8 protein-coding genes are annotated in these 13,398 nt (G+C 40.6%); 6 read left to right on the plus strand and 2 right to left on the minus strand.

Annotation, left to right across the window (positions count from 1 at the left end; genetic code table 11):
• The first annotated feature begins 8 nt into the window (after nt 1-8).
• On the plus strand, nt 9-3,854 hold the full coding sequence (locus ACE1ET_RS10330) for a lamin tail domain-containing protein (RefSeq protein WP_375728321.1): 3,846 nt from the start codon (nt 9-11) through the stop codon (nt 3,852-3,854).
• 2 nt (nt 3,855-3,856) lie between these two features.
• On the opposite strand, the gene ACE1ET_RS10335 is transcribed toward ACE1ET_RS10330, so the two are convergent.
• Nucleotides 3,857-4,303: a hypothetical protein gene (locus ACE1ET_RS10335; RefSeq protein ID WP_375728322.1), complete on the minus strand. Its 447-nt coding sequence runs from the start codon at nt 4,301-4,303 to the stop codon at nt 3,857-3,859.
• A 226-nt stretch (nt 4,304-4,529) separates the two neighbouring features.
• Between ACE1ET_RS10335 and lexA the strand changes: the two genes are divergently transcribed.
• From lexA to ACE1ET_RS10360, 5 genes are all read left to right on the plus strand, one after another.
• Nucleotides 4,530-5,153, plus strand: coding sequence for a transcriptional repressor LexA (lexA, locus tag ACE1ET_RS10340; RefSeq protein WP_375728323.1), 624 nt, complete (start codon nt 4,530-4,532; stop codon nt 5,151-5,153).
• 64 nt (nt 5,154-5,217) lie between these two features.
• Nucleotides 5,218-5,568 carry a four helix bundle protein gene (locus ACE1ET_RS10345; protein WP_375728324.1) on the plus strand — a complete coding sequence of 117 codons (351 nt, stop codon included), beginning with the start codon at nt 5,218-5,220 and terminating at the stop codon, nt 5,566-5,568.
• 130 nt (nt 5,569-5,698) lie between these two features.
• Entirely contained in the window at nt 5,699-6,913 is a 1,215-nt protein-coding gene (dinB, locus tag ACE1ET_RS10350) for a DNA polymerase IV (RefSeq protein WP_375728325.1), read from the plus strand.
• A gap of 392 nt (nt 6,914-7,305) precedes the next feature.
• On the plus strand, nt 7,306-10,281 hold the full coding sequence (locus ACE1ET_RS10355; RefSeq protein WP_375728326.1) for a DNA polymerase III subunit alpha: 2,976 nt from the start codon (nt 7,306-7,308) through the stop codon (nt 10,279-10,281).
• Between the two features lie 137 nt (nt 10,282-10,418).
• Entirely contained in the window at nt 10,419-11,264 is an 846-nt protein-coding gene (locus tag ACE1ET_RS10360) for an endonuclease/exonuclease/phosphatase family protein (RefSeq protein WP_375728327.1), read from the plus strand.
• Nucleotides 11,265-11,315: 51 nt separating this feature from the next.
• Here ACE1ET_RS10360 and ACE1ET_RS10365 read toward each other — a convergent pair whose 3' ends face one another.
• Entirely contained in the window at nt 11,316-13,283 is a 1,968-nt protein-coding gene (locus ACE1ET_RS10365; RefSeq protein WP_375728328.1) for an alpha-L-arabinofuranosidase C-terminal domain-containing protein, read from the minus strand.
• Nucleotides 13,284-13,398 lie beyond the last annotated feature (115 nt).

A 13,398-nucleotide genomic window follows, 5' to 3' on the forward strand; every position in this document is an offset into this window, starting at 1 on the left:
AAGGTACTATGAATCTAATCTTTACTGCTAACCGCTTATTAAAAGGTATTGTTATGGGTTTTATGCTCATGGCAATTAGTTTTGGCATCCATGCACAGACACTGCGTATTAACGAGTTTCTGGCACTAAACCAAACGTCCATAACCGATGAAGATGGTGATTATTCCGACTGGATAGAAATCTATAATCCAACATCCGGTGCTATCAACTTACAGGAATGGGCCTTAACCGATGATGCCGCCGATCTTAAAAAATGGGTTTTCCCGGATATTACGCTTGAACCGGATCAATATCTTGTAGTTTTTGCTTCAGGAAAGGATCGTACGGACCCGGCCGGTGAATTACATACTAATTTCAAACTGAGTGGAAACGGAGAATACCTGGCATTGGTAAATCCTTCGGGAGTTCCTGTAACTGCCTTTGATCCTTCCTTCCCGGTACAGGAAACAGATGTATCATACGGTTATTTTGATGGCGCTTATGTTTCGTTTACCGTGTTGTCTCCCGGAACAGTTAATCCGGGGTCGGGCAGCAGTATCATTCCGGCACCGGAATTCAGCCGTAATCATGGATTTTATGATTCTGCATTTGATCTTACAATAAGCAGTAATGTTGGTTCAGCAAAAATATATTACACTACCGACGGCAGTGAGCCGACCGAATCAAACGGAACACTGTATGTTAATCCAATCCATATCAGTACAACCACTGTGTTACGGGCTTCTGCTTTTGTGACGGGTCAGACAGCCAGTAAAATTAACACCCAAACGTATCTGTTTGTGGATGATATTATTCATCAGCCCAATAATCCTGCAGGTTATCCCGACGAGTGGGGGCCGTTTCAAACCTTATCGGGGAATGCACCTGCTGATTATGAAGTGGATCCTGAACTTGTGGCTGATCCGGAATTTGCAGCTTCATTAAAGGTAGCCTTAAAGGAGCTTCCGGCCATCTCAATCGTGACTAAAAAGGAAAATTTCTTTTCTCACGATTACGATGAAGTAACAGGTGGTATATATATTTATACTGGATTTATTTTTACCGATAATCCTCTAGGCAGGGACTGGGAGAGACCCATTTCCTTTGAATTGTTTGACAACAAGGATTCTCTTTCTCTTCAGGTTGATTGTGGCATTACCATTAACGGTGGACATAGCCGTCTGGCCACTAAAAATCCAAAGCACTCTTTCAGGTTAAAGTTTAAAAGTGAATATGGCCCGTCAAGGTTGAACTTTCCGATTTTTGGTGAGGATGCTGATGACAGTTTTAACACATTGATTCTTCGCGGTGGTTTTAATAATACATGGGTTCATGGAGATTCTGATCAGCGTGAGAGATCGACGTATCACAGAGATGCCTGGGGAAAAGACATGCAGCGTGCAATGGGGCACCCGTCTGGTCATGCCTTGTATACGCATTTGTTTATCAATGGATTATACTGGGGTATTTACACCGTATCTGAGCGCATGGATAAAGATTTTGCTGCTTCGTATATGAAAGGTAGTGATGACGAGTTTGATGTGATTAAAGATTATTCTGAAGTGATGGATGGATCAGGTGATGCATGGAATGAACTTATTAGTACAGTTAATGCAGGTACTGTTTCTGATGCAACCTATCAAAAGCTTCAGGGCAACAATCCGGATGGTTCTGTAAATTACAATTACAAACCATTACTGGATATGGACAACCTGATTGACTATATGCTGATTAATATGTATGGAGCCAACTCTGATTGGGATCACCATAACTGGGCAGCTATGTATAACAGGGTGTATCGTTGTGCCGGATATAAATTCCTGGTATGGGACGCAGAACATATACTGGAAGGTGTGAATGATAATGTGACAAGTGAATTCAACAGTGGTTGTCCGAGTAATATTTTCCAGAATATGATGAAAAATGAACTGTTTAAGCGTCGTTTTGCAGATCGTGCCTATAAATATCTTTTCAATGACGGGCTTTTGACTCCCGATAAAACAGTGGAATTATGGATGAAACGTTATGTGCAGATTGAAGATGCCATTGATGGAGAATCTGCCCGTTGGGGCGACTACAGACGTGATGTACATTCCTGGAGTTCATCACCTTATTTGCTCTATACTAAAGCGAGCTGGCTTTCAGCTGAAAGTTATATGCAGAATACCTATTTCCCTCAACGAACCGCTAAGCTTTTACAACAATTTAAAAGTGCAGGATTTTACCCAAACATTGATGTGCCGCAACTGTATCTGAACAATACTGTTACAACCGGAACAACTATAACAAGAGGAGATGTATTGACCATGCAGGTTGCCAATGGGGAGATTTATTATACAACAGACGGAAGTGATCCGATAAAAGGTGAAGTAGGCAATGTTACAGAAGAGGATCTGGTGAGCACAACAAATACAATGCAGGTACTGGTTCCGGAGTCAGGGTTTAGTGATAATACCTGGAATACTACTGGTTTTGATGCATCCTCGTGGGAAAACACATCTGGCTCAGCCAAAGGTGTTGGTTACGAAGCAAATTCCGGTTACGAGTCTATGATTGCAATTGATGTGGCAGATAAGATGTATGATGGTAATACTACCACTCCAAATAGTAGTTGTTTAGTGCGGTATCCTTTTACGATCAGTGATCTTAATTTAAATGATTTGTCAACATTAACCTTAGCAGTACAATATGATGATGGGTTTGCGGCTTACCTGAACGGACAGTTAGTGGCCGGAGCCAATGCACCTTCATCTCTTACATTTACCAGTGCTGCCACAGGATCACATGAAGCCGCTTCATTTGAAATTTTCTCGATATCTGCCAACATTAATTTATTGAAGCAAGGGGAAAATGTACTGGCTGTTCAGGGGTTGAACCGTAACACTTCCAGTTCAGATTTTTATATTAAAGCGACATTAAAGGCGGGAATAAGGGAGTCTGATTCAGGTAGTGAAATGGCTGATGTCTATAGCGGACCAATTACGTTATCCGGTTCAGCACATGTAAAAGCAAGAACCTACTATAACAATGAATGGAGTGCATTATCTGAAGCATTTTTCAGTGTACAGGAGGATTTGAATAACTTAAGAATTACAGAAATAAATTATCATCCTGAAGCATCGGATACTGTGGATGGAGATAAATTTGAATTCCTTGAACTGAAAAATATCGGTGATTTTGCCATAGATATGAGTGGTGTGCAGATTATTAAAGGCATTAGTTATGTTTTCCCTGAAGGAACCTATCTGGAACCGGGTGGATTTATTGTACTGGCATCAGATGAAGATGACTTTTTTAACCGGTATGGTTTTATGCCTTTTGGAGAATATGACGGACAGCTTGATAATAATGGCGAGCGTATTTTAGTTGCTACTGCGACAAACGATACCATCTGTGATGTCAGATATTTTGACGACTATCCATGGCCGGTAGAACCGGATGGATATGGTTATTCACTTGTTCCTGTAAAAAAGAATCCGTTAATAAATCAGGACAGCTCAGTATACTGGACTGTGTCTTCACTGGTGAATGGTTCTCCGGGCAGGGATGATCCGATGTCTGTTGCAAATCAGGCTCCTGAAATGCCAGAGGAACTGCTGACGTCATGTTATCCGAATCCGTTTAATAACCGGATGACAATCAGCTTTGAATTGCAGTCACATGCATCGGTCCAGTTAAGTATACGAAGTGTAACAGGCCAGGTAGTCCGGATCTTGACGGCAGGAAATTATTCTGCAGGCACGCATCTTGCTGACTGGGATGGAACAACGCAAACCGGAGCCGATTTGCCGGATGGTGTCTATTTCTACGAACTGAAGGTGACAGGTGCTGTCGGAACTCAGATTAAGACAGGTAAGATCATCCGGATCAGATAGGTTTATCTGAAAATAATTTGCCAGCATTTAAGGATCCCTTTTTCGTGATCCAGACGTTTAACAGGGGAGAGGTTCATTTCCTTTCGAGCCTCATTTACCTGTTGAAGCGTTGGAATAAACTGATTGCCATTGTACTTCTGATGAAGTTTATAGGCAGTAATCAGCGTGGTTCCTTTAAACCTTAACGTAGAAGCACCGGTACGCGATGGATGAATGTGTATGTACCGTTCTTCATGCTCTCCCTTTCTTAAAATCCATTCGGAATCATCGCTTAATCTCAGTGTTTTGTACGGTTTTTCTTTATGAACCCAACTTAAAAATTGTTCATTCGATTTAATTCCCTTGTGGTTTAGCAGGACATTAATCTCGGTGCAAACGTTTATTGGGGTAAGCCGGCCTGTGTAAATATCAATGTAATTCGACTGAACCAGTTCAGCCCATTCTTTCATGGTTATGTTTGATGCCGATTTAATAAATCCAATAATGGATGACCTGTGATGTTTTAAAGGATTGTATCTAAAGGGGGGTGGTATGTTAAATTCAGGAAGCATTCTGATGGGTTATTCAACTCTGTATTAATTCGATCTGTAAAGGTTGCAAAATATTTTTTGATCCCTGTCCAAAAATTAGTGTTAAAATTATTGATCCTGATATATACAAAGTGTATATTTGTGTATGTTTTTGGAGTTGTCAAATAAAGAAACAGCATTACTGGAAGCCATAAGGAGTTATTTAATGCTGTATGGTAAGATGCCGAGTACAAGGAGTTTAATGCGTGATTTGGGTTATAAATCGCCGCGTTCAGTAACTGTTCTTTTACAACAGCTTACCGAAAAAGGAGCATTGACCCGAAAAGGAGATGGCAGTCTTGCACTGGAAGATTTTACGTTTGAAGATCAGGGTGACAGAGCGCTTACTGCTAAAGTTCCATTGTTGGGTTCAGTGGCGTGCGGTTTGCCTATGCTTGCAGAAGAAAATGTGGAGGCTCAGATTTCTGTATCCGTTGATTTGATTGAAAAAGATAAGCGGTATTTTTTTCTCAGGGCTTCAGGAGATTCCATGAATCAAAAAGGAATTGATGATGGTGATCTGGTCCTGATCCGGCAGGATCATTCAGCTAACTCAGGTGATCTCGTTGTGGCGCTCATTGATGATGATGCAACCATAAAACAACTACAGTTGGATCAGGATCACATTGTATTGCGTCCCTGCTCAGATAATCCGGTTCATCAGCCCATTATTCTGACCCGAAATTTCAGGGTTCAGGGAGTCGTGGTTTCGGTGATTAAAGTGAGCTAGAATTGTAAGTAACTAAAGTGAGCTAGAGTTGTAAGTGAACTAAAGTGACTAAAGTTAGATGAAAATGGATAATAAAGAGTTTAGTAAAATTCTGGAAGAAAGAACTAAATCTTTTGCAGTTCGTATACTGAAATTTTCATCAGCCTTACCGGGTTCAGTTGAAGGACGTGTTTTAAAAAATCAACTTTCAAAATCAGGAACAAGTATAGGAGCAAATTACCGTGAAGCAAACAGGGCAAGAAGTAGAGCTGATTTTTCAAGCAGAATTAAAATATCCGAAAGTGAAGCAAGTGAAACAGTATATTGGTTAGAGGTAATTAAAGATTTTGGAAATGGAACAGAAGGTTTGGATGAACTGGCTGTTGAAGCTAAGGAATTGCTTGCTATTTTTTCTTCGATAAGCAAAAAGCTATAAGAAAGTGAGCTATAGTGACTAAAGTGAGCTAAAGTTTACACTCTTCTAAACTTCTAACTCTAGCTCACTTCTAACTCTAGCTCACTTCCAACTTTAGTCACTTCCAACTCTAGTCACTTGTAACTTAAAAATGGACAAATCAATCGTACATATCGATCTGGACACATTCTTTGTGTCGTGTGAGCGGCTTCTGAATCCGGAGTTGAACAACAGACCCGTATTGGTTGGTGGAACAAGTGGCCGAGGAGTTGTGGCTGCCTGCAGTTACGAAGCGCGTACCTATGGCATTCATTCCGCTATGCCCATGCGGATGGCTCAAATGTTATGTCCTGAAGCTATTGTGGTACGGGGAAACAGTTCTATATACAGCAAATTTTCTGACACTATTACCGAGATAATAAAAGAACGTTCGCCTTTGTATGAAAAATCTTCCATAGATGAGTTCTATATTGATATGACAGGCATGGATCGTTTTTTTGGCACTTATAAGTGGGCCATCGATTTACGCGAACGCATTATCAAGGAAACAAAACTTCCCATATCTTTTGCATTATCATCAAATAAAACGGTTTCAAAAGTAGGAACAGGAGAAGCTAAACCGAACAATCATATGCAGATTGTTAATGGGAATGAAAAGGCTTTTCTGGCACCGTTACCGGTTAAAAAAATCCCTATGGTTGGTGATAAAACCAATAAGATGTTGACTGGTCTGGGAATAAAATACATTAAAACACTCCAGGAAATGCCTTCTGAATTGCTTGAGCGGGTGATGGGAAAGAACGGTATTGCACTTTGGAAAAAAGCTCAGGGAATTGACAACACACCAGTTGTTCCTTACCACGAACGAAAGTCAATATCATCGTCGCTCACACTTGGAAAGGATACCATTGATGTACGTCAGTTAAAAAGTATTCTAACGGCCATGGCGGAAAAACTGGCTTTTTATCTCAGGAACGGCAATAAAGTTACATCGTGCGTAACGGTTACGGTACGCTATTCCGATTTTGACACCAGAACACGTCAGAAACGCATCACTTATACATCGCTTGATCATACACTTATTCAAACCGTTATGGAGTTGTTCGATCAGTTGTACGACAGACGAGTATTGGTCAGATTAGTGGGTGTGCGCTACAGTCATTTACTGGGTGGCGGATATCAGATGAACCTGTTTGAGGATAATGAACGGTATGTGAAGCTTTATCAGGCAATGGACAGGATACGTAACAGATTTGGACAGGACAGTGTACTGAGAAGTGTGACAATGGATACGAGTGGTGTGGGAATGATGAGTAATCCGTTTAATGGTGAACCACCTGTTATTCCGGCTCACAGAAGATTGTAAATAAGTGAGCTAAAGTTGAAAGTGACTAAAGTGAGCTAGAGTTGAAAGTGACTAAAGTGAGCTAGAGTTACAAGTGATCTAAAGTGAGCTAGAGTGAGCTAGAGTTACAAGTGATCTAAAGTCTAAAACTTGAGTACAACTAACATTAGTGTTGTGTCAAATATCATTTGCCTTTACACACCCCGGTACCCTTGTTCCTCCGCTATAGCCTCGGCGACTCGCGGAAAGGGGAAATCTACTCCGCGGAGAGGGTCCCTTCTTCGCCTTCGCAAAGCTTCAGCAGAGCGAGGTAGGGAATTAAAGGGTAAGCGCAGGAATAAAATTAGGCGTCATTTTATAATTGACATAACTCTAGCTCACTTTCAACTTTAGTCACTTGTAACTTTAAAGGAATGTTATTAAACAACCATACATATTTCAGTTATAAGTTTGGAACGCTTTCTATTGAACAGTTATTGGAAGAGGCACAATCCAAAGGGCATCAAACGTTGGTACTTACCGATGTTAACAGCACTTCGGCTGTATTTGATTTTATTCGTCTGAGCACAAAGGCAAATATAAAACCGCTTATTGGTATTGAATTCCGAAATGGTGCCGAACAGAAGTATATAGGAATAGCAAAGAATAATGCAGGTTTTCAGGCGCTGAATGAGCATCTCACACAACATTTACATTCCGGGAAGAAGTTCTCGTTACGGGCTCCGGAATTTTCAGATGTTTATATTGTCTATCCTTTTAATAAAACACCGTTTCGCGAACTGGCCCGGAATGAGTTTATTGGCGTTCGGCCTTCGGACGTATCTAAACTTGTCTTTTCACAATGGCAACATCATTCAGATAAACTGGTCATTCTCGCTCCGGTAACATTCCGGAATAAACGCGGTTTTAATGTGCACCGTTTGTTACGTACCATTGATAACAATACCTTATTAAGTAAGTTACCAAAGTCGGAGGAGGCATCTCCTGACGAAATTATGCTGACTCCTCAAAAACTTACAAAGATTTATGCGGATTATCCGTATATGCTGGAAAATACAAAGCGTTTGACAGATTCCTGTTCCATACAGTTTGAGTTCAAAACGCCTAAAAATAAAAGTTGCTTTACAAAGTCGCCGGAGGAAGATTACCAACTTATGGTGGAGGAGTGCAAAAAGGGCTTGAAATACCGGTTTGGAAACCATCCGTCAAAGGCTGTTCTCGACAGGACGGAACATGAGTTAAAAATAATCAGGGAACTGAATTTCTGTTCTTATTTTTTGATCAACTGGGATCTGGTAAATTATGCCAGAAGCCGTGGTTTTTACTATGTCGGTCGGGGTAGCGGAGCCAATAGTATGGTCGCCTACCTGCTTCGAATTACCGATGTGGATCCGGTTGAACTGGATCTGTATTTTGAACGTTTTATTAATCCTTCCCGAACATCACCTCCGGATTTTGATATCGATTTTTCATCGTGGGACCGCAATGATGTAACCCGTTATTTGTTCGACCGGCATGGTTGGGACCGGACCGCTTTGGTAGGCGCTTACAGCACATTTCAATACAGATCTGTTATCAGGGAGTTGGGGAAGTCGTTTGGACTACCGGCTTCGGATATCGATAAGTTACAGGCAGCCAAAGGAACCGAGTCTTTTGATGAAATTGGTCAGTTAGTGCTGAAGTACAGTAAGTTGATTGAAGGTTTTCCCAGCCATTTAACGGTGCATTCCAGTGGTATCATTATTTCAGATAAACCTTTAAGTTATTACACGTCGACCATGTTGCCGCCCAAAGGTTTTCCTACTGTTTTTTTTAGTATGATAGAAGCTGAGGATGTTGGCTTTTCCAAATTTGATATTTTGGGTCAGCGCGGATTGGGGAAAATAAAGGACACTCTGGAGATTGTTTACAATAACAGGGGAGAAGAGCTGGATATTCACGATATAAACCGGTTTAAGCAGGATGTCAAAATAAAAGATCTCTTGAAGAAGGGTATGACTATTGGCTGTTTTTATGTGGAATCGCCTGCTATGCGTATGCTGCTGCAAAAGCTTGAAGCAGATGATTACCTGAGGCTTGTGGCAGCCAGTTCAATTATCCGGCCTGGAGTTTCAAAAAGTGGTATGATGGGAGAGTATGTGCTGCGGTACCGCCATCCGGAATTGCGTGATAAGGCACGTAATGAAATGCCGGAATTGTATGATTTATTGAAGGAAACTTATGGTGTGATGGTTTACCAGGAAGATGTACTGAAGGTAGCACATTTATTTGCAGATCTGACCCTGGCAGAGGCAGATATTCTGCGCCGGGGAATGTCCTGGAAATTTAAGCAACGCAATGAGTTTGATAAGGTGAGAGGAAAATTCTTCTCAAACTGCCGGAAGAAAAACTTTCCGGAACATATCATCGAAAGGGTATGGAAACAGATTGAAAGTTTTGCCAATTATGCGTTTGCCAAAGGCCATTCGGCATCGTATGCTGTAGAAAGTTTTCAGGCTTTGTTTCTAAAGGCGTATTATCCCCTGGAATATCTGGTGGCAACCATAAATAATGGTGGTGGTTTTTACAGAATAGAGTTGTATTTGCATGAGGCAAGGATGCATGGTGCAAAGATTGAGCTTCCATGTGTGAACCGAAGTGAAGACGAGACTACGATTAAAGGTGATACAATCTGGCTGGGGTTCAATATAATGTATAACCTCGACACTGAAACACAACGTCAGATCCTGCTAAAGCGTTACCAGTACGGATTTTATAAAAATCTGCAGGATTTTATAAAAAAGGTTCCTATATCGCTTGAGCAGATAACCATTCTGATCAGGATCGGGGCATTCAGGTTCACCGGGAAATCTGTGAAGGAACTACTTTGGGATGCACATTTTATTTTGGTGAAAAGCAAAAAGACGACCCCGTCTAATACGCTGTTTGAAGAAAAGGTAAAAGAATTCAAACTGCCTGATTTGTACTATCATCAGTTGGAGCAGGCTTATAATGAGTTGGAATTGCTGGGATTTCTGGTCACATTTACACCGTTTCAGTTAGTACAAAGTATGCCGCACAATACTATTAAGGCCAGGGAATTACGTTTTTTAGTCGATCAGACCGTTAGCGTTGTTGGTTATTTGGTTCATGTTAAAAGAACTCAGACTCATGATGGTAAGATGATGAGTTTCGGGGTTTTTGTGGATGTAGAAGGAAACTGGATAGATACGGTGCAGTTTCCTCAGGTTGCAAATGATTTTCCATTCAGAGGCCCCGGATGTTATCTGATTATTGGAAAGGTGATGAATGAATTGGGATTTATAAGTATTGATGTGGCGGAACTGTACAAACTTGCCAATACTAATATCGATGAAGAATCCACGCGGTTAAAACCTGTATTGAATTAAAAAATTTGATACACCGTAACGGGAGACTGATTTTTGATTACTTTTTACGGTGGAAAACAAACAAAGTTTTAATTTTAGCAGTTAATAGAGCAAGTTAAACTATGCTACTGTTTAATTATAAACACAGAAGAAAGAACATGGACAGAATACGGATTGTAATTTTAGGATTATTTATTTCAATAGCAACATTATCAGCCCAGTCATTTAACGTAATGACTTATAACATAAAATATGATAATCCGGGAGATTCTCTTAATAACTGGGACCACCGTAAAGATATGGTTGTTGGTTTGATCCGGTTTCATAAAGCAGAGATTTTTGGAATTCAGGAAGGGCTGCATCATCAGGTTGAGTATATTGTTCAACATTTGCCGGGTTTTCATTACGAGGGTGTAGGCAGGGATGATGGCAAGCAAAAAGGAGAGTACTCGGCTGTTTTTTATAATGCTGAACGGTTCAAACGTATAAAAGGAACAACATTCTGGTTGTCTGAAACACCTGACAAACCAAGTATTGGCTGGGATGCAGCTTTGGAACGCATATGCTCATGTGTTTATCTCAGGGATAAAAAATCCGGCGAAAAAATGTGGGTATTTAATGCTCATCTTGATCATATGGGACCGAAAGCCAGGCTGGAATCACTGAAGCTTATTCATCGCGAAATAGATGAAATGAATACAGAAAATGATCCGGTAATTCTGATGGGCGATTTTAATGCAACACCGGTTGATGCACCAATTGTATTCATCAGTCAACATTATACCGATACCAAAATGTTGAGTAAAGAGTCGCCTTATGGACCTGATGCCACATTCAATGGATTCTTTTTTCATAAGATACCTAAGAATCGCATTGACTACATTTTTGTAAACAAAAAGGTTGGAGATGTGAACAGGTATGGTGTTTTAACTGATTCTAAGGATTGCCATTATCCTTCGGATCATTTTCCTGTTTTGGCAGAAATTGTACTGACGAAAAAATAAAAAACAGGACCAATTTTCAGTCCTGCTCCTTTATTCTTTGGTTAGGTTTCCTTATTTTTTTATTTTAACCACAACAAGACTTTTGGCTCCAATGTCAAGTTTCATATCCTTCCCATTGGTCTTTATGATGGTTTCTTCGGGATAAATTTCCTTAGGATTATCCAAGGTATTCATATCATCAGGAGAAGAACCCGTTAATGAGATTACGGTTACTTTTTTACCGAATTTTTTTAAGCCTTCAAAATCAAACGAAAGACTTTTGTCCGTGTTTGTGGAATTAACCAGTTTCAGGATGATTTCATTGGTAGAATTTTTAACAGATGCAGTTGCATATAAACCATCCTGTCCGGTTACATCTTTACCGTCCAGAAGAATTGGAACCACATCATCACCTGTGTTTGTGGAGAACATTTTTTGTACATAATAGTTCGCTGATCCCATAGATCTGAGATTATCAAACCAGATCAGGTCCGGTGTCCATTGCCATCCATCAACGTGTGCAAACAAAGGTGCATAGGAAGTCATTATAACGAGATCAGCATTCCGTTCCATTCCTGTTATAAACGCAGCTTCGGAAAGGGCACAGTCCCAGTTATTCTTGTTTTTAGGACTTGCTATCGCAACGCTTTGCGCTGCATATTCACCAGCGAAAACTTTCGGTCCGCTTCTGTCGTAGTTGTCATATCGTGTTGCATTATCGAGGAACCACTGTGGAGGTCTGTAATAGTGCTCATCAACTATTTCGGCATGAAGTTTTTTAAGTTGTTCCCAGCCATAATCAAAATACTCGCCATCAGGGAATGGCCCGCTGCCTGAAACAACCACGATGTCAGGATATTTCTCTTTAATGGCTTTATCAAATATTTTGTAACGTTTAAAATATTCGGGTCCCCATTGTTCGTTACCGATTCCTATATATTTCAGGTTGAATGGTTCCGGATGACCCATGTCGGCTCTTACCTTTCCCCATTCAGTTGAAGGATCGCCATTGGCAAATTCAATTAAATCCAGAGCATCGTCCACATATGGATCAAGTTCTTCCATGGGAACAAGTTCACCTGTGTTGAACTGGCAGGCCATACCGCAACTTAAAATTGGTAGGGGCTGAGCGCCAAGGTCTTCCGCCAGTTGGAAATATTCAAAAAATCCCAAACCAAAGCTCTGGTAGTAGTCTGGCGTGAGACGATGTGCAAATTCCGTATTCCAACGGTTAACCAGGTTTTCACGCTCCTCTATTGGTCCCACAGTTTTTTTCCATTGGTACCTGCGGTCCAGCGTACGACCCTCTACGATACACCCTCCGGGAAATCTGAGGAATCCGGGCTGCATATCTGCCAGCAGCTGAACAAGGTCCTTTCTGAGTCCTTTGGGTCTGCCTTTCCATGTATCTTCAGGGAACATGGATATCATATCCATATCAATAATTCCTTTTTCAGCGAATGTAATTTGCAATTTTGCTTTCGGGCAGGTTTTATCTGCTCTAATGGACGTAGCATAATTTTCCCACTTGTTTCCATTAACGGCTACGGTATCTGAACCAATAATACTGCCATCCTGAGCTACGAGGCTGAAAATAACATGATTGATCCCTTTTTCTTCGCGGGCTAAAAAAGTCAGGTTATAGGTATCATCTTTTTTTATTCCCATGCCACGAAATCCTTCGTTGATAATGGAATAACCACTGGGATCATTCACTTCAATTTTTATGAAATGCTGGTTTTTTTCATCACTACTGCGTTTAATGGGCGTTGCTTTTCCTGATTTCAGATTTAGGGAATGCCTGTCTGAGTTTGGTTCAAGCCATCCCATCATTGGTTCAAAAAACTCAAATGATCGGTTCTTTACCAGTTCGGCATATATTCCGCCATCTGCAGCAAAGTTGATGTCTTCGAAAAAGATTCCGTACATGGTTGGCTGAATCTTTGCAATAGGATCATTGGGCTTTACAACAAGTTTTGTTTGCCCGACAAGGTTAACAGATAAGGCAATAAGAAAAATTGCTAATAATTTACGCGTCATAATGTTGTGAATTATAAGAGTTGTTTTTTAATTGTTCGTATAAAACTTCAGTTTTGGTTTGTAAATATACCAAAATTAGTGCAATGATTCTTTGGTCGAATGTTGACAAAAAAAC

The organism is Quyinboa mangrovi (assembly GCF_042219825.1).
In the GTDB taxonomy this organism is placed as follows: Bacteria; Bacteroidota; Bacteroidia; order Bacteroidales; family UBA5342; genus JBHJHP01.